Origin of the sequence: Actinomadura sp. 9N215, from assembly GCF_044326345.1 — a bacterium.
GTDB lineage: Bacteria > Actinomycetota > Actinomycetes > Streptosporangiales > Streptosporangiaceae > Spirillospora.
The window spans coordinates 39,033-57,931 of sequence record NZ_JBIRBA010000027.1 but is presented as its reverse complement, the minus strand read 5'-3'; the positions used below and the strand labels follow the sequence as shown (position 1 = coordinate 57,931).

7 protein-coding genes are annotated in these 18,899 nt (G+C 69.3%); 5 read left to right on the top strand and 2 right to left on the bottom strand.

Annotation, left to right across the window (positions count from 1 at the left end; all coding sequences use genetic code 11):
• Positions 1-228: 228 nt before the first annotated feature.
• Together ACH34T_RS34570 and drmD are read right to left on the bottom strand one after the other, a co-directional pair.
• Complete coding sequence (locus ACH34T_RS34570; protein WP_396025239.1) at positions 229-4,485, bottom strand: Eco57I restriction-modification methylase domain-containing protein; 4,257 nt, start codon at positions 4,483-4,485, stop codon at positions 229-231.
• Positions 4,485-7,697, bottom strand: coding sequence for a DISARM system SNF2-like helicase DrmD (gene drmD / locus ACH34T_RS34565; protein ID WP_396025170.1), 3,213 nt, complete (start codon positions 7,695-7,697; stop codon positions 4,485-4,487). The genes ACH34T_RS34570 and drmD overlap by 1 nt, the downstream gene beginning before the upstream one ends.
• Positions 7,698-7,876: 179 nt before the next feature.
• On the opposite strand from drmD, the gene ACH34T_RS34560 reads away from it, so the two are divergent.
• From ACH34T_RS34560 to ACH34T_RS34540, 5 genes are all read left to right on the top strand, one after another.
• Positions 7,877-9,925: a UvrD-helicase domain-containing protein gene (locus ACH34T_RS34560; protein WP_396025169.1), complete on the top strand. Its 2,049-nt coding sequence runs from the start codon at positions 7,877-7,879 to the stop codon at positions 9,923-9,925.
• Between the two features lie 64 nt (positions 9,926-9,989).
• A complete protein-coding gene (locus ACH34T_RS34555; RefSeq protein WP_396025168.1) occupies positions 9,990-11,537 on the top strand; it encodes a TIGR02677 family protein in 1,548 nt (515 codons plus the stop codon).
• Complete coding sequence (locus tag ACH34T_RS34550) at positions 11,534-12,757, top strand: TIGR02678 family protein (protein ID WP_396025167.1); 1,224 nt, start codon at positions 11,534-11,536, stop codon at positions 12,755-12,757. The genes ACH34T_RS34555 and ACH34T_RS34550 overlap by 4 nt, the downstream gene beginning before the upstream one ends.
• Complete coding sequence (locus tag ACH34T_RS34545) at positions 12,754-16,872, top strand: TIGR02680 family protein (RefSeq protein WP_396025166.1); 4,119 nt, start codon at positions 12,754-12,756, stop codon at positions 16,870-16,872. Before ACH34T_RS34550 ends, ACH34T_RS34545 begins: the two co-directional genes overlap by 4 nt.
• Before the next feature lie 70 nt (positions 16,873-16,942).
• Positions 16,943-18,097 carry a TIGR02679 family protein gene (locus tag ACH34T_RS34540; RefSeq protein ID WP_396025165.1) on the top strand — a complete coding sequence of 385 codons (1,155 nt, stop codon included), beginning with the start codon at positions 16,943-16,945 and terminating at the stop codon, positions 18,095-18,097.
• Positions 18,098-18,899: the final 802 nt, after the last annotated feature.

Genomic DNA, 18,899 nt, shown 5'->3' with positions numbered 1-18,899 from the left:
ACGTACGGGTACCGCGCGCTGGTGAGACCGTCATGCTCATCCGGGCCCCGAACGTGCCGTCGGCTGAGCCTGTCCCGTGGTTCAAGTCCTCGACGGGCGTGCTCTTCGCGCCGTGTACGGCTCCGGCGGAAGCGGCCGAGCGGATCCATTACCTTCTCGTTCCGCGGGTCACCCTCGCCCTGCGGGAACGCCGTGATCGACAATCGCGGAGACCGCCACTCTGAGCCGTCAGAACAACGCGTCGGGCGGCGCGAAGAGCCCATCCTCGACCGACGCCTGCGATTCGGTAGGGGCTTTCGAGACAGGCGCACGCTTCGGAGTTCGCTTCTTCGGAGCGTGCAGCCCTTTCTCCTGCTCCTGCCGATACCGGTAGTGGTTCAATGCCAACAGCTTGTCCAACACATCAAGCTGCGCCTGCGGGCTGATCGTGAACCGCACACCTTGCCGCGTCTCATGAAACCCATGCCCAAGCTCGATCTCCCGCCAAGAAGGCAGCGGCGCAGACGCAACCCGCTCCTCGAACTCCCGAATCCCCGGCTCCCGCTCCTCATCAAGCGCATAAGCCTCCCGCACCGCCTCATCGATCTCGATGTGGCTCTCCCGCAGTCGCAAGATGTCTGCGTCTGTGGTTAGGGAATCGTTCACCAATTGGTAGATTGCTGTTAGGCCAGCTTGAGAAGATCTTCTCGTATTGAGAATGGAACGTCGGTACTCGTCCATGCTCGCTCCCGCCTGATCCATCTTATTTGTTTGACGGGGGAGAGGAAATGTTTCAAAACCGTCGGACGGTGTATATCTGGCATCGGTTCGGAGTGTTGATTGGCCCTTCGAGGTCCACCACAGGAAGTGAAAAGAGCTGCTAAGGAGACAGAGTGAGTGGTCTCGGTCTGTTGCGAATATGGCAAGCATATGCGAAAAAACTTGACCAGTTCGTTGCCAAGTGGGCATTCCGGTTCTGCTGACGAGTGCGATCGCCAGGACGCGTTCCAATGTGGAGGTTTGCTCGTAGAGTTCGATTGTCGGCCTAGTGAATCTCCACCAGATCTCACGGCGTCTTGCGTCTCTATTCTTGGCGCGCTCGGGCTTGACTTTCTGCTCCACTATCCTGAAGGGAGAAATGTATTTCCGTGCTTCCTCTATAGACCAGTTGTGAAAATTAATAACCCAGCGGCTCGCGGAAGAATTCCAGGTCTGATTTAGATCCTCTCCGTTCAGATACGGGAAGATTACTTCTTTGTTCTTTGGGTCTTCAGTGATCAGTTCCTGAGCTTCCTCAGGAGTGAGGATGAAGCCTTTACCTAGAACGTTGGAGCCTTGGAATGCTTGGTCCTTGTTGGCGGCGAGGCGGTAGGGCTTGCCGGTTACTCGCGAGATGGGGTCGAGGGACGTGGTGATGGCCGGGACTTTGTTGCCGTCCAGCACTCGGGTCTCGTCCTTGGGTGCATGCCCTTCCCAGACCAGGGAGACTTCAAGTGACGCTGTTCCTGGCCAGGGTTGGGACTTTACGGCGCGGTAGATGTCCCAGTTCCAATCGGCGGCTTGGTCGAGGCCGACCTCTCTGGTGTCTCCCTGGGCGATCGTGTTGGTGGCGATGATGCCCGTCCGGCCCTGCGGTGCCAGCTCCAGGTCGCGCAGTAGGAAGTAGGAGCAGAGGTCCGCGCTGCCTCGCTGGTCTCGGGCGATCCAGCGGACGAGGTATTCGCGGACGTCGTCGCCGATGCTGCCGGTCAATTTCTGTCCGCCGATGAAGGGTGGGTTGCCGACTACGGCGTTGAAGCCGTCACGGCCCATGACTTCGGGGAATTCCAGGGGCCAGTGCAGGGGGCGGATGGGGTCCTTGCGGGGGCCTTGGAGCATCGGGGTGGTGAGTTCGCGGACTTCCTTGGCGGCGCGTTCGGATTCTTCCTGGAGGGTGATCAGGTCTGCGGTTCCGGCCCAGCCGTGTAGGAGGGCGTCTAGGCGCGTGGTGTATTCGGATGGGTCGAGGTTCTCGTCTTCGAGGGAGCGCAGGGCGGCGGCGACTCCGGCCAGTGCCGTTTCCACGTCCTCGGTGAGGCGGGAGAGGCGCTGCGCGTAGTGGTCCTCTTCGGGTTCGTCCGGGTTCTCCCAGTGGGGCTTGCGGTTCTGCTTCTTGTCGAGCGCGGCGGTGAGGGCGGCGGCCACGACGGCGTCGGCGGCGAAGCGCAGGTCGTCCACCAGCCTGTCGGCCAGGGCGAGCTTTCTCGCGAGTTCCTCGCCGTGGACGGCGTCGCGGACGGGCTCGGCCTCGATCTCCCGGCGCAGCCGCTCGACCTGCTTCACGATCACCTTTGTCGTGTCGGTGAGGGTGTTGGTCAGCCGCGAGTTGACCCGGAACCCCTCCTGCGGGTCCAGGTGGAAGGCGAGGAGCTGGTCGATCGATGTCAGCCCCACCAGGGAGTCGCCCGCGCGCAGGGCGTGGTCCAGGAAAGAGAACGGCTTGTCCTTGGCGAGGGTCACCAGCCACATCGACAGCTTCGCCAGTTCCACCGCCATCTCGTCGCGGTCAACGCCGTAGATGCAGCGGGAGGCGACGCGGCGGCGGGCCTCCAGGACGAGGTCCTCGCGGTCGTGGCCGGGCCCGGCCGCCGTCCGGACGTCGTCGGGGAGGCCGTCGCGGTCCCAGGCGTCCATGACGCGGTCGGCCAGGTATCGGCAGGCGGAGACGAGGAACGCGCCCGAGCCCATCGCGGGGTCGAGCACCTTCAGCTCAAGGAGTTCGTCCGCCGACCTGGCGCGCCAGGCCGCGGGCTCGGCGCCCTGGGCGGGGCCGGGAGAGAAGCAGAGTGGTGCGAGGGTGTGCTCGACCACCTCGTCCGCGAGTTCGCGGGGCGTGTAGTGGGTACCGGTCGCCCGCCGGTCGCCGACGCGGCTGATGATGAGCGAGCCGGCCGGGGACACCACCGGACGGCCGCGCAGGTCCTTCTCGTAGAGGCCGAGGAAGGGCAGCGCGCGGGCCGCGAGGTCATGGTCGTTGTCGCAGGCCGCGTCGAGCCTGCCGACATCGGCCTGGGCGGGCTCGGCGGAAAGGGCCCTGGTGAGCTGGGACGGTGTCGCGCCGCTCCGCTGGGCCAGCCAGTCCTTGAAGCCGTCGCCGCTTTCGGCCGCGGCTTCCAGCGCCGACAGCGGGACCTTCGCCTCGTGCTTGCCGATGAGCCGTACGTACGGTTCACCGGTGATGGTGCAGGAGAACTCCAGAAGGCCCTCGTAGACGTGGCCGATCTGCTCGACGCCGAGGCCCTTGTAGGACAGGCGCTCGCCGCGCTTCTTCAGGAACAGCAGCGCTTCGAGGACGGCGTGCACCACCAGGTCGGAGACGGGGAGGTGCTCCAGCCAGGGGAAGCGCTCGGGATCGAAGAGCCGTCCACCGTACGGGGGGATGCGCATCGCGTCGTGCTGGGAGCCGCCGTGCACCGCGCGGAAGGTGGCGACCAGCCGGGGCCACGCCGCCGACCTGCGGTCGCCGACCCCCGGGCCGTGCCGGGAGCGGTCGTCTTCCAGCTGGTCGAACAGTTTGCTGACCGAGTACGACAGGTCGTACAGCCGGGTGCCGACCGGCATCAGGCGGGCCTCCTCGGCGTACAGGAGGAACACCAGCCGCATCATGACGACGAGGGCGCTGCGGTAGGCGTCGCGCGGCTCCACTCCCGCGAGCAGGCGGCCTCCCACGGCACGGTCGAGCTGCCCCATCTCGGCGACGAGCAGTTCGACCGCGTCCCGCACCTGGGCGCCGAGCGTGGTGGTGATCTCGGCCTGCGCTTCGGCGCTGCGCGCGAACAGGGCCGCGAGGCTTGTGGAGTGGCCGCCGTCCGGCGCCGTCGCGGAGGGCAGGACGCGCTGCGCCGACAGCAGGGTGGTGAAGGCGCGCAGGAGGTCGGTCTCCTCAAGCCAAAGGTCGGCGTCGAACTTCGCGATGGTGGTGGGCACGGCGGGGCGCGCGTGAACGAGGATCCAGGACCGGCCGTTCGTCAGCAGGGCGAGGGGCGTTCCCCTGCGGCGGCACAGATCGGCGGCGTGCTCGACGGGAGTGCCGATGGCTCGTCCCGGCCTGTCCAGTGCCTCGGTCCACGGGCGCCGGTACAGCAGCAGGCGCTCGGCCCGGCCGCCCTTGCCGTCGGGGCCGTACAGGACGCCGTCCGGCCGGGCCCGATGGTCTCCGGGAGCGGCGCGCAGCGCGCCGGGGAGCGCCGCGCCCTCAGCGATGACCGCGCCCGTGAGGCGCAGAACCTCTCGGAGGATGAAGTCGCACCACGCGGCGTTGAGGAGGTCCGGCGCCTCCTGGACCTCCTTCCACGCGCTCCGCAGGCGATCCATCACCGGCGCGGGGACGGTGTCCAGCCCCTGCCCGAAGACCGCGGTGAGGACGGGGACGGCGATGAACGGGCCTTCGGCCGGCAGCAGCCGGACCCAGGCGGCGTGCTCCTTAGCGATGGACGGGGCCTTCGGCCTTCTTCCGCGCGGTGGCATTACCGGTTGCTCCCGTGGGCGATCGAGGCGGGCACGAGGAACGTCACGGCGGCGGGGAACCACCGCGCCTTCGGCTCGGCATAGCGGCGGCGGAGGGCGTCGGTCTCGTCCTGGAGCTGCGCGGGGATCGTCGCGAGCCGGCTGCGGAGGGCTTCGCGGTCGGCGCGCAGCTGGCGCTGCTCGACCTCGAACAGGCTCGGCTGCTCCCACTGCTCGTCGTCGTCGAGGGCGGTGCGGATCGACTGCTCCAGCTCGGCCAGGACCCGCTCCATGGCGGCGATCTCCTGGGCGCAGCGGGTGTCGAGGTCCGAGCCGAGCCGTCCCTTGCGCTGGTTGGCCCGGGTCTCCAGGACGCGGGTGAGGCGCGGGTCCAGCTCGTCGTCCCAGAGGGCGGTCAACCGGTCGAGCACGTGCGCGGGCGGTCGCTCCTGCGTGGCGGCGGCCAGCCACTCCTCCAGGTCTTCGGCCTTCACCCGGACGAGCCTGCCGCCTTCCAGGATCCCGCCCGCGACGATGATCTCCTCGTGCAGGCGGGTTCCTTCCGCCCCGGTCACCACCACCCGCATGTGCGCGGCGATGGCGGGGACCCGCAGGAGGTCGCCGGGGACGATCCGGGCGGTCACCCGGTTCAGCTTCGTCTTCCGGGCGATGTCGTGGGCGCTCGACCACAGTTCCGCGCGCAGCAGGCGCAGGCACATCTGGACGAGGCGATGGCCGAGGTGCAGCAGGACCAGGTCGGTGCGTCCGCCGACGGCGTCACCGTCGAAGGTCACCACGCGCTCGGCGCCGGTGAGCGGGTGGTGCAGGCCGTCGTTGCGGGCGGTGGCCCATGAGCCGGACAGTGCGGGCAGCCGGAAGCAGGCCGCCGGGAAGTCCGGGGGCGAAGGCGCCGGGATCAGGTCCTTGTTGTGCTCCAGCCGCAGGGCGGTGCGCACGACCCGCTCGATGGTCTCTGGAGACAGGTTCAGCTGGGTGCGGCTCCCGGCCAGGGTTTCGGCGAGCCGCTGGAGGTCGCGGGCGAGGTCGTGCTTGACCTTCAGGGCGGCCCGGCCGCCGCGCGTGGAGATCTCGGCGTCGGCGGTCTGCCAGTCCGCGCGCCTGCCGAGCATCTTCTGCTCGACCTGGACGGCGATGACGTCACCGGCGCTGCCGAGGTCCTCGCGGATCTGCTCGACCTTCTTGGCCGCCACGTACAGGAAGTGGAGCTCGTCCTCCAGCGAGCCGTCCTCGCGGGGCCGCGTCCCCTCCCAGCCCTCGGGGACGAAGTGGAACACCTCGACCCGGTCGGCGGTCTGGCCGTGCCGGTCGATGCGGCCGTTGCGCTGCTCCAGCCGGTTCGGGTTCCACGGGATCTCCCAGTGCAGCAGCCGGTGGCAGTGGTTCTGCAGGTTGATGCCCTCGCTGGCGGCGTCGGTGGCGAGCAGCACGCGCACCTCGCCGCCCTTGATCCGCGGGTCCTCCTGGAAGACGTTCTTGACGTGCTCGCGCTCCTTGACGTCCTGACCGCCGTAGAGCTGCGCGATCCGCGCCGCCGGATAGCCCGCGGTGATCAGGCGGTCGCGGAGCCAGCGCTGCGTGTCCAGATACTCGGTGAACACGATGACCCGCTGGTCGGTCCAGCCGCCGTCCGGGGTGCGCACGATCGGCTCCAGCCACTTCAGGAAGGCCTTGAATTTGGCGTCCTGCCGGTCCTTCGCCTCGCCCGCCCAGGTGTGGAGCTCTTTGAGCAGCCGTTTGTCGTCGGCACTGAGCGGCGCCATGACGCGGCGTGCCGCACCGAGCGCCTCGCCCTCGGTCTCGGTGTAGGCGTCGTCCTGCTCGGCGGTCTCTTCGAGACGTTCGATGAGGGGACGCAGGACGCGCTCGCCCGCCTTCCCGGCGGCCCGCTCCAGCTCGTCCGGCCGGTCGGCTGCACGCTCCCGCTCGGTCATCGTGCGCAGGTGCGTGCCGACCGTCTCGTAGAACGCCTTCGGCGAGGAGAACAGGCGCTTCTTCAGCAGCATCGTCACGAAGTCGGCGGCGGTCCGGCCGCTCTCGGAGGAGGCGGCCTTCCGGCGGCCGTTCGCGTAGGCCGCGAGCTTGGCGTGCGCCTGGCGCTCCTCGTCGGAGTAGGCGGTCTCCAGGTAGGACGTGACGCGCTCGGGGAACTCCGGTGACCCGTCCCAGCGCCTGGGCAGCTCCCGCTTGAGCCGCCGGACCATGATCTGGGCGAGCTGCTCCTCGCTCGGCGGGACGTTGCGCGCGAAGCGCTGGTCGTCGAGGAGTTCCAGGAGGGCCGTCCAGGACTCCGGGTAGCCGTTGTGCGGAGTCGCGGACAGGAAGAGGCGGTGCTCGCAGTGCGGCGCGAGCAGGCGGATCGCCTCGGTCCGCCTGGAGTCCATCGCGTACCGGCCCCGGGTCGTCGGCGCGCACGTGTGGACCTCGTCGACGACGAGCATGTCGAACCTGCGCGGATACTTCGGGACGTCGGGAAGGATGTCGCGCAGCAGGCGTCTCGGACGGTCGCGCTTGAGCCAGTCGATGCTGACGATGATGCGCGGGTAGTGCTCCCAGGGGTTCACGTACAGGCCGCGGGACCTGCGCAGCTCCTTCAGCAACGCCGAGTCCAGCACGACGAAGTCGAGGCCGAACTTGTCGCGCATCTCGGCCTGCCACTGCAACGTCAGGCCCGCCGGGCAGACGATCAGCATCGTCCGGGCCCGGTGGCGGAGCATGAGCTCCTGCATCACCAGCCCGGCCTCGATCGTCTTGCCGAGGCCGACGTCATCGGCGATCAGCAGGTTCGTGCGGGGCATGGACAGGGCCCGCACGACCGGGTCGAGCTGGTAGTCCTTGATCTGCACGCCCGAGCGGAACGGCGCCTGGAGGACCGTGCGGTCGGCGGACGCGATGGCCCCCCACCGGACCGCGTCCAGGAACGCGTCGAGTTCGCCCGGGTCGTCGAAGCCCCTGCCCGGATGGGGGAGCGCGTGCTGGTCGTGGGCGACCGCACCGGGCTCCAGCTCCCAGACCACCTCCAGGCGCTCGTCGCGGGCGTCGTCCTCGATGCTGATGAGCTCCACCAGGTGGGGCGTGCGGCCGGTCAGCATGTTGTCTGTGGCGCCGCTGACCGTCCCCGGCACGACGTTGGCGGCGACCCATACGCGGTTGCGCACCGTGACGAGCTGCCCGTGGGCGGGAACGTCGCTGTCGAGTGCCACCGTTTCCGCCATGCGTTCTCCGCTCCCCGCTTCACTTCAGGTGGACATCGTGCCCTACCAATCACGAGAATTCACCGGGAACCGCCCGCATCACCGTGCCCTCTGCTCAAGAACCACGGAGGCGAACAAGCGTGCCGAGACTCGCGATCGCGAAGAGCTTTCTGACAGGCTATGCAAACCTGGAGAAAACGGTGCGCAAGTCGGTCGATGAGGCCATTGACCGATTCGAGCACCACACCTTCGCGGGCCTCCACCTGGAGAAGCTGCACGCCGCCGAAGACCCCAACGTGCGCACGATCCGCATCGACGGGAGCCGACGCGGCATCGTCCTCAAACCCGAGACCGGCGACGTCTACTGCCTCATCGCGGTGATGGAGCACGACGCCGCGATCAAGTATGCCAAGAGCCGCAAGTTCAGCGTGAACCAGAAACTGGGTGTACTCGAGGTCCGCGACGCGACCGCACTCGCCCAGGTCAAGCCCGCACTCGACGCGCTGGCGCAGACGCAGCCCGAACGGCTGTTCGCGGCGTACGGCGACGGCGAACTGATCAATCTCGGGCTGGACGCGGACGTGCTCCCGATCGTCCGGCTGCTGACAAGTGAAGACCACCTGGTCGCGCTGGAGAGCATGCTCCCCCAGCCGCAGTACCTCGCGCTCGTGGCCCTCGCGAGCGGGATGAGCCCGCAGGAGGCATGGGAGGAGATCTGCGGGCTGCTGCCGGACTCCTCGCCGCCGGAGGCCGTGGACACCTCCGACCTTGTCACGGCCATGGAACGGTCGCCGGGCGACGTGGTGTTCGTCTCGGGCCCGGACGACCTGGCGCAGATGCTCGCCCACCCCTTCGCGCTCTGGCGCATCTTCCTGCATCCTTCCCAGCGCAGACTCGCCGGGCGACGCTCGTACAACGGTGCCGTCCAGGTCACGGGAGGGGCGGGAACGGGGAAGACGGTCACGGCGCTGCATCGCGCCCGTCACCTCGCCGAGCTGGGGGAGCCCGTCCTGGTGACCACTTTCACCACGACCCTCGCCGAGACCCTCGACGGCCAGCTCGACCTGCTCATCGACGATCCCGAGGCCCGCGACCGGGTCGAGGTGATCAATATCGACAAGCTCGCCTACCGGATCGTGAAGGACGCCGGCGGGCACAATCCCAAGATCGCGGGAAAGGCCGAGATCCAGGCGCTCTGGAACATCGCGATTGAGCACACCGCCGCGCCGTTCTCGGCCGCGTTCCTGCGCCGGGAGTGGGAGCAGGTCATCCTGGCCCAGGACCTCTCGGGGCGGGAGGCGTATCTCGGCTGCGTCCGCCGTGGGCGGGGAAGACAGCTCAACCCCGCCCAGCGGGAGAAGGCGTGGGCGGCGATCGCGCGGTTCCTGGAGTTGCTCGCAGGTACGGGCGCCCGCACCCACATGCAGATCGCGGCCGAGGCCGCGCGGATCCTGGCCGCCGAGCCCGCTCCGCGCCACCGGCACATCGTCGTCGACGAGGCCCAGGACCTGCACCCCGCCCAATGGCGGATCCTTCGCGCCGCCGTCGCGGTGGGACCGGACGACCTGTTCATCGTCGGCGACCCGCACCAGCGCATCTACGATCACCGGGTCTCGCTGAAGAGCCTGGGCATCACCGTCACCGGGCGCAGCCACAAACTGAAGCTCAGCTACCGCACGACCGCGGAGATCCTGAACTGGGCCGTCCGCCTGCTCGGGGTCGAACCGGTCGCAGGCCTGGACGACACGCAGGACAGCCTGGCCGGTTATCGGTCGTCCCTGCACGGGCGGCGCCCGGTCGTCAGAGGATTCCCCGACCGGAACGCGGAGCTCGACGCGCTGGTGGAGCAGGTCAGAGCCTGGCTCGACGCCGGTGTCGAGCCCCACGCCATCGGGATCGCGACCCGCTTCGTCAGCGGCGTCGGCAGGATCGAGCAGGCGCTCGCCGCCGAGGGGATCAGCACGGCGTCCCTGGCGGCCAGCGGGTCGGCCCAGGAATGCGTGCGGGTCGGCACGATGCACCGCATGAAGGGGCTGGAGTTCCGCTGCGCCGCGGTGACCGGCGCGGATGCCGAAGCCTTGCCCGCGGCCGTCGCGCTCACCGACAAGGACGAGGACCCGACCGCGCACGCCCACGACCTTCAGCGCGAACGCTGCCTGTTCTTCGTCGCCTGCACCCGGGCACGTGACTCGCTGTACGTCTCCTACACCGGTGCACCGAGTCCGTTCCTGCCTGGCCGTGCCGGCTGAGGGAAGCGGGGCGCCGGTCTACGTGCCCGGCTGAAGAAGGTCGTATCGGCGGAAGGGGGAAGTGATGGCGCCGCCGCGGGTCCCAGCGGAGATGTTCCAGTTCACCACCACCGAACGCGGTGATCTGCACACCGCGGTCATGTACGCCTTCGGGGACGCCAACGAACGCCTGGAGACCTTCCTGACGTTCGACCAGGTCCGTGAACGGCTGCGGGCGATCGGCTGGTTCGCGCCGCTGGACGACACCGGTCTGAATCGGACGCTCGGGCAGCTCGTCCAATGGAAGCTCCTCGACGTGGTGCAGAACCATGCCGGCGCCTATGCCACGGCCGAGGAGTACGAACGCAAGAACCTGCAGTACTCGCTGACCCGCCGCGGGGAGGCGGCATTCGCCGGAGTCCAGCACGCTCTCACCGTCCTCGAATCTTCAGGTGCCCTGCAGACGGCCGTCCTGGACGCGATCGCCGACCGGCTCGGTGAGCTGGACGCGTTGCTCGGAACGGGCGACGCCACGGTGAACCGCCGGATCTTCACCACCCTCCAAGAGCTCGAAGGACACCTGGACGCACTGCGCAACAACACCAAGCAGTTCAACGGCGAGCTGCAGCGCCTGATGCGGGCCGAGGGCGCCGACCTCGCCACCTTCCACGAGGTCAAGAGCGCCACCATCGCCTATCTCCAGGAGTTCGTCACCAACCTGGACTCGCGCGCCGAGGCGGTCGGCACCGTTCTCGCGCAGGTCGAGCGGCGGGGCGTCAGCGTCCTGCACCAGAGGGCGCTCGTCGGAGCCGAGCTGCCGCCGAGCCCCGGAGCCGATCCGGCGGCGGCCTGGCTGACCGCCCGCCGCGCCAAGTGGGACGGCCTGCAGCTGTGGTTCCTGCCCGACGGTGACGCCGTCCCCCGCGTCCGCCAGTTGCACGATGTCGCCCGCCGGGCGATCGTCTCGCTGCTCCAGGTGCTCGACCGCATCACCGAGTCGCGACGGCGTTCGTCCAGTGCGGCCGCGGACTTCCGGGCGCTCGCCCGCTGGTTCGCCAACGCCCCGTCGGAGCAGGACGCGCACCGACTGTGGGGAACGGCCTTCGGACTGGCGCCCGCCCGGCACGCCCACCTCGCCCACGAGGACACCGAGCTGATCCCCGCCGGGGTCCCGTGGGCCGAGGCGGAGCCGGTGCACGTCTCCGCGCACCTGCGCACCAGCGGCAGGACCGAGCACATCGGCCGCACCGCGAAGGTGCGTGATGTGGCCTCGGTCCGCGCCGCGCGGCGGGAACGCGCCCGCCGTGAAAGGGCCGAACTGGAGGCCGCGTGGCAGCGGCTCGCCACCGGCGGGCGGGTGGAGCTGTCCTCGTTCGGCTCGCTCGAACACGACACCTTCCGGCGGCTCCTCGACCTCCTCGGACGGGCCCTGGCGGCACGCCCCGACGCGAGCGGCCTGCGTCGCGCCGTCACCACCGACGGCCGCATCGAGGTCACGCTCTGGCCCGCTCCCGACGGGCCCGGCGTCGAACTGCGCACCGAGCTGGGGCGGTTCACCACTCCCGACCATCCGGTGGAGATCCGCTTCATCGGCGGCGGCCCGAAGGCGCCGCGGGAGGTGCCCGGCACATGAGCACTCTGGCGAACCAGCTCGTCAAGGCGGAGAAGGAGGAGCTGGCCAGGGCGATCCGGATCCTGCTCGGACGGCCCCTGATCTCCCTGCAGGCCGATCCCGAGGTCTTCGACCTGATCCGGAGACGCCATCACGCGCTCGCCCGCTGGTTCGACTACTACTGCGGATGGCGGCTTCTCGTGGAACCCCGTCTCGGCTACGCGCGGCTGGTCAAGGTGACGGAGTCGGCCGACCCGAGTCGTCCGGCCAGACGGCGGCGCTCGACCCGCGCCCCGTTCGACCGGCGCCGCTACACGCTGCTCTGCCTGATCGCCGGTGAGGCGCTCACGACGCCCGTGACCACGATCGGGATGCTCGCGCAACGCGTCGTCCAGGCCGCGGCCGCCGACGAGCACATCACCGGGTTCGACCCGGTGCGCGGCGACGAACGCGCGGCGTTCGCCGACGCGTTGCGGCTGCTGGAGCACTACGGGGCGGTGACGGCCATCGACGGCGTCACCGACTCCTACGTCGACAGTGCCGAGGCCAAGGTGCTGTACCGGGTGGACACCACACGCCTGCTCAGGTTGCTGGCGGCACCAGTGGCGCCATCGGCGGTCGCGGACTCCTCGAACGACCCGGCGGCCTGGCCCGACCTGCGGGAACTGACCGTCGAACCCAGATACGGGGCCGCCGCCGATCCCGCGGTTTCCGCCGAGGGGGCCTCGGAGACGCAGCGCAACCTCTGGGCCAGACATTCACTGCTGCGCAGGCTTCTCGACGACCCGGTGGTGTACCGCGCCGACATGACCGCCGCGCAGCTCGCCTACGCGGGCTCGCCGACCGGCCGGCAGATCATCCGCCGCGCGGCCGCGGAGGCGGGCTTCGAACTCGAAGAACGGGCCGAGGGCTACCTTCTGATCGACCCGGACTCGCTCGCCTCCGACGGCAGGTTCCCCGACGAGGGCGCACACGCCAAGGTGGCCGCGCTGCTCCTGCTCGACGTGCTGGCGGCCCAGCCCGGGAACCGAGCGTTCAACGACCTGGTCGAGGAGTCCGCTCGGCTCCTCGACCGCTTCCCGAAGTGGGCCAGGGCCTACCAGTCGGAAGGGGGAGCGAGCCGCCTCACGGGCGACGCCGTCGCGGTGCTCTGCGATTTCGGGCTGGCGCGCCACGCCGGTGGCTCCGTGCGCCTGATGCCCGCGGCCCTTCGTTACACCGTCGATCGCGAGGAGGCATGATCGTCACCGAATCCGGCACGGACGAGGCGAACCTGGCCCGATGGCGGCCCACCCGGGCCGGCATCCTCAACGTCTGGCGCTACTACGACGAGGTCTTCGAGTTCCATCGCGGGCGGTTGCTCCTGCGCGGGCCGAACGGGAGCGGAAAGTCCAAGGTTCTGGAGCTGCTGCTGCCCTACCTGCTGGACGCCAGCCTCAAGCCCAACCGGCTGTCCACGTTCGGCGGCAGCGAGCGCACCATGCACTGGAACCTCATGGGCGACGGTCATACCGGCAGTACCAGGGTGGGCTACGTCTGGCTGGAGTTCGCCCACCCGGGAGACGATGAGGACGAGCCGCGCTGGTTCACCTGCGGTGCCCGCCTGCAGGCAACGGTCAACACCAAGAACGTCACCGTCGCCTATTTCACCAGCGGACAACGGATCGGAGGCCAAGGCGGCCTGAGCCTCACCGGTGAAGGTGGCCAGCCTCTCACCCGGGCCGCGCTCGACGATGCGCTGGGCACCGCCGGAAAGGTTCACGAATCGGCGGACGCCTACCGGACGACGGTACGCCGGACGCTCTACCGCGGCCTGACCGAACAGCGCTACGACTCGCTGCTCACGGCGCTGCGGCAACTCCGCACCCCCAAGCTCTCGGAACGGCTCGATCCCGGCCTGCTCTCGCAGCTGCTCTCCAGTGCCCTGCCGCCGCTCGGCGAAGGTGAGATCCACGAGATCGCCGAGGGCTTCGAACGGCTGGACCGCCAGCGGGAAGAGCTGCACCGGCTCGACGGGCACGTCGCGGAGGCCGGGCGGCTCGCGGCCCGGCAGCGCACCTATGCACAGCGAGTCCTGCGTGCCGCGGCCGCATCCTTGATTTCGGCGACGACGACCATGGACCGGCTCACGGGCACGGCCCGCGTGGACAAGGAGAAGCAGGCCCATGCCGTCGCTGAGCATGAGGCCTCCAGCGTGCGGCTGGAAGAGGAAGAGCGCCGGGAGCAGACCCTCGGCGGGCGCATCGAGGGTCTCCTCGCCAGCCCGGCGTACCAGGCTGGACATGAGCTCGACGACCTGCGGGAGAACGCGCGCAAGGCCGAGCGCGCAGCGGCCGAATCGCGGCGCACCGCCGAGCGCCATGCCGCCGACGCGCGGCGCAGACGGGACGAGGCCGAGCAGGCCGTGTCCGACGCCGCCGACCGGCGATCACTGACCGAGCGAGCCCGCGCCGAGGCCGCCCGTGCGGCAGAGCGTGCGGGCTTCGCCGTGTCCCATCAGGAGGCGGCGGACTGCCTTGAGCCGCTCCTCCGCCTGTCGCGTTCCGCCGAGCCGGGCGATGCCGCCGGCGCGACAAGGCGGGCCCGGGATCTCCTGCGCGCGTCGACGATCAGTCGCGAGAAGCAGATCGGTGAAGTGCGGAAGGCGATCGACGTCCACGAACGGGCCCGTGAGCGCCGCGCCGAGGCCGAGGCCGAGGCCGACCGGAGCCGGACCCGGCTGGAGAGATCGGTGGAAGCCCGCGACGCGGCGCGGGACGAGCATGCGGCGATCCGAAAGACCCTGGCGTCCGAACTGGCCCGCTGGGCGCGCACGTGCCGGTACCTCGCCCCGCTCGACCCCGATGCGCTCGCGTCGGCCGTCGAGGACGAACACGACTGCGACGAGATCATCTTCACGGCACGCGCCGAGGCGATCGAGAGGTTCGCCAAAGAGGAGAACACGCTTCGGACCCGCCGGGAGGAGACCGTCGCAACGCTGGACGCCCGTGCTCATCGCCGCGCCGTTCTTGTGGAACAGAGCGCTGTCGAACCTGAGGCTCGATACACGCACACCGCGGTCCGAACGTCGCGGCCGGGTGGCCCGCTCTGGCGACTGGTGGCCTTCGCGGACGGTGTCACTCAGCCGGTCCAGGCCGGGATCGAGGCCGCACTGGAGGCTTCGGGCCTCCTGGACGCATGGGTGATGCCGGACGGTGCCGTCCTGACCGACGAACTGGACACGTTCCTGTCCGGTCGTCCGACCGTCCCCGCACCCGGCCCGAGCATCGCCGACGTGCTGGTGGCGGAGTCGGACACCGCCGTCGCACCTGAGGTCCTGCATATCCTCCTCTCCGCGGTCGCCTTGGGAAGCACCGCGCGGTACACGGATCATCCGGCCGCCGTGGGCACGGACGGATCCTGGCGCCTCGGCCCCGCGTCCGGCCGGTGGAGCAAGCCCGAGCCCGCCTTCATCGGAGCGACCGCCCGGGAACGAACCCGGCGCCGCCGCATCGAGGAACTCGACGCCGAGATCGGAGAGCTGAACGCGAGGATCAGCGAGATCGACGAACTCCTCGGCCGCCTTCGGACGGGGAGGGCGGCACTGGGCGCCGAACTCGGCGACAGACCTTCGCACCGGCCGCTCAACAACGCCGCGCGGGCGCTGGCCGAAGCGGAACAGAAGGTCGGCGAGCACGGCGACCAGCTGAAGCGGGACCAGGAACGGCTCGGTGATCGGGAGAACCAGCTGAAGTCGGCGCTGAACGCACTCGCCCTCCTGGGAGCGGAGCACGATCTCCCGGTCCAGACTGGCCCCCTCGACGCTCTCACCGACGCTGTACGTGACGCTGGTGAGAGCGGCATCGTCTGGATCGAGCACTGCACGGCTCTGCTGGCCGCAGACGCCAGAGCACGATCCACGACCGAGGCATCCGAGGACTACGCACGCACGGCCTTAGAGTCCGCCGAGTCGGCGGCGGAAGCGGCGGGAGGGGCCGAGGCGCTCGCCGAACGGCTCGCCACGATCGACGCGTCGATCGGTGTCGAGCACCGGCAGGTCCTCGAACGGCTCACGACGACCAGGCGGGAGCACAACGAGTGCCGCCGTACCTGCCAGGACATCCGGAACACGCTGTCCGACCTGCGCGAACGTATCGGCGCGCTGAAGAAATCAGTCACCGCGGCGGAGCAGGCGCGCGACGACGCCGTGGCCGCCAGGGATCGGGCCGCCGCTCGTTTTCGCCATCTCGCCACTGGGCATCTGGCCGTCGACGCCGACCTCAAAGCCAAGGCGGCGCCGGACGACGGTGTCAGAGCGACTCTGGAAAGCGCCCGTGCCGTCGCTGCCGCGCTCGAACGCACCCCGCACGAGCCCCAGCATGTGAGGGACGCCGGCGCTCGCCTGTCCGAGGCCATGCATCATGCTCGCGACGTCCTGGCGGACCAGGCCGACCTGGAACTCGTGCCGGATGAGGACGTCCAGATCCTCACGGCGACCATGCAGGGCATCCGCGTCGGAGCGACCGAGCTGAGCACCGCCCTCGCCGAGGAGCGGAACAGACGGCGCGCCGACATCACGGACAAGGAACGCGACCTGTTCGACCGCACTCTCGCGGGCGACACCCGCCGCCATCTCGCCGACCGGATCCGGCAGGCCGGTGACCTCGTGGACGGCATGAATCGCCGCCTCGAACGCGTGCGGACAGCGTCCCAGGTCGCCGTGCGACTGGTCTGGGAGGTCGACCCGCAGCAGACGGTCGGCATCCGCACCGCCCGTCAGCTCCTCCTCCGCGATCCAGCTGGACTGGGAAACGAGGACAGGGAGGCGCTCTACCGCTTCTTCCGAGAACGGGTCGAGGAGGCGAGGGCCGCCAACACCGCCGCCAGCTGGGAGGAACAGCTGATGGAGGTGCTCGACTACACCGCCTGGCACCGCTTCACCGTGCGTCTCGAACGCGCGGACGGAAAAGGATGGCAGGACCTGACCCGCAAACTCCACGGCGCGCTCTCCGGCGGTGAGAAGGCGATCGCGCTTCACCTGCCGCTCATCGCCGCCGTGGCGGCCCACTACCAGACCGATCCCCGCTGTCCCCGGTTCATCCTGCTCGATGAAGTGTTCGTCGGTGTGGACACCACCAACCGCGGCCAAGTATTCGACCTTCTGGTGAACCTCGGCCTCGACCTCGTCCTGACCTCCGACCACGAATGGTGCGACTACCGCGAGCTCGACGGCATCGCCATCCACCAGCTCATCACCGGAGCCGACGGCGATGGCGACAACGCCGTCACCACCGCCCGTTTCATTTGGGACGGCTACCGCACCGTGCCCGCCGACGACGGCCTGTTCGCGATCGAGGACCTCGATGGCGCTTCCTGACCGGCTCCGGGCCTCCGACCTCGTCCCGCTGTGGAAGGAGCTGCACCGAAGGTTCTCCTCGGGCGCCCCGGTGAGCAGGGTCACCGTCAGCGGGCTCGGAGAGCGCCAACGTGCCGCGCTCGCGGACCTGCTCGGCATGGACAGGTATCCGCCGTCCACACTGACCATCGCGGTCACCCGCCTGGACGCCGTGATGGACGAGATGGCCGGCTGCGACACCCGGACCGCCACTGAGACGATCATCGGACCGATCGGGGATCGGGCGGCCGAGCGCCGTGACTGGGAACGAAGACGCACAGCCCTCTGGAGCTGGCTGGTCGAGCATCCGGTCGTCGTCGCCGAACCGGCGCTCCTCGACTGGGTCGCCGACGTCCGCCGCCGCGGTCTCGTCGCAGGCTCGCTCGAGGACACCCGCGCCATGCTGGAGCAGGCCCTGTCGGTGCTCGCCGTACTGCCGGCCGACGGCCGTCCGCTCGCCGCCTTCGCGACCGACACGCTCGGCGACCCGCACGCGCTGGACGAAGGCCGTCGCCTGTCCGGCGTCGTTCTGAAGGCCCTCTCCTGCGTGTATGCCATCGCCCCTCCGGACGATGCGGTCGAACGCAGAGCACTCTGGGAGAGGGCCGGTATCGCCTGCGACTCCCTGTCCACGACGGTGCTTGTCGCAGGAATGCGTCCGAGCGGCTCGGACGCTCTGGCCCACTCCCTGAACAGCTGGGCGGATGCCGGACAGGCATCCGTCCTCACGCTCGCACAACTCGCAGTTTCTCCCAGCCTGCATGACATCGGACCGACGGTGTGGGTGACGGAAAACCCTTCGATCGTCGCTCTGGCCGTTCAGCACCTCGGACGGCGATGCCCGCCGCTGGTCTGTTCGTCGGGCTGGCCCAACAGCGCCGCCATCCGCCTCCTGCGCGACCTTGCCGCCTCCGGCTGCGTGCTTCGATATCACGGGGACTTCGACGGTGAGGGCCTGCGTATCGCCGCCCATGTCATCGTCAGAACGGGTGCGCGGCCATGGCGGATGTCCGCAGCGGACTACCGGGCGGCCCTGGTCAACGCGCCCGGACCGTTCCCGTCCGCGGGCCGTGTCTCCGACAGCCCTTGGGATACCGAACTCGCCCGATTGCTCGCCGCTCACGACGCCGCAATCGCGGAGGAGGCCGTGGCCGAGTTCCTCCTAGCCGATCTGGAGAGCGAATCAGACGAGCGCATCGATCACTGACGAACCTCCCGTAGAGCGGTCACCGTGGCCGCTAGCGGGTACCGCTCCTGCCGGCTTCAGACGGTCCCGACGGTGCACGAGGGAACTGATGCACCAGGCCGGCATTTGTGCCACGGGATGGTGCAGAGGCGTGCCGGTGGATCGCCGTGCGCCACGCAAACGATCACATCAATGTCGTGGCCACGCTCGCACGTGAGGATGGTCGCAGACCGAACGTCACCCGGGACTATCACAAGGCGCGGAAGGCTGTCAGTTCGTCGAGCGGCGGTACGGCTTGTTCCGGACTGCGCCCGCGGACCGGACGGCGACACCGCGTCCATCGCGCGCTGAACTGGAACGAGCAGAGCGCGCCGGGTCTGGAGGAACCGCCTCGAGTCAGTTTGCGGACCGTGGCTGCGGTGGCAGAGAGCGAGGCAGCGTTCTTCGTGGGTCTGTGTGAGCGCCGGTCTCTTAGTCCGGTTGAGATTCAGTGTCCCGACACCGGGCCAGATCATCGAATACGCGGTAGCGGTTCCGGGATACACGAACAGCGCGAAATCCCCGATCAACTTCTCTAGCGGCAGGCTTGCCGCTGACCTCACATTTGCCGAAGCTGCGGCATCGGTGGGGTGTGGGTGCGGCCGTCCCGACCGCGCGTCCGGTGCCCGGGGCTCGGCAGTCGGCTCTCGGCCATGAGGCGCGAATCGCGGCTTACCGGGAGGCCGCACATGCGGCTACGGCGGCCTGGCACATGGGGCATTCCAGTGATCCTGGAGTGCGCGCGGACGTCGCATCGGCGACTTCTGACGTCTTGCACGTGACA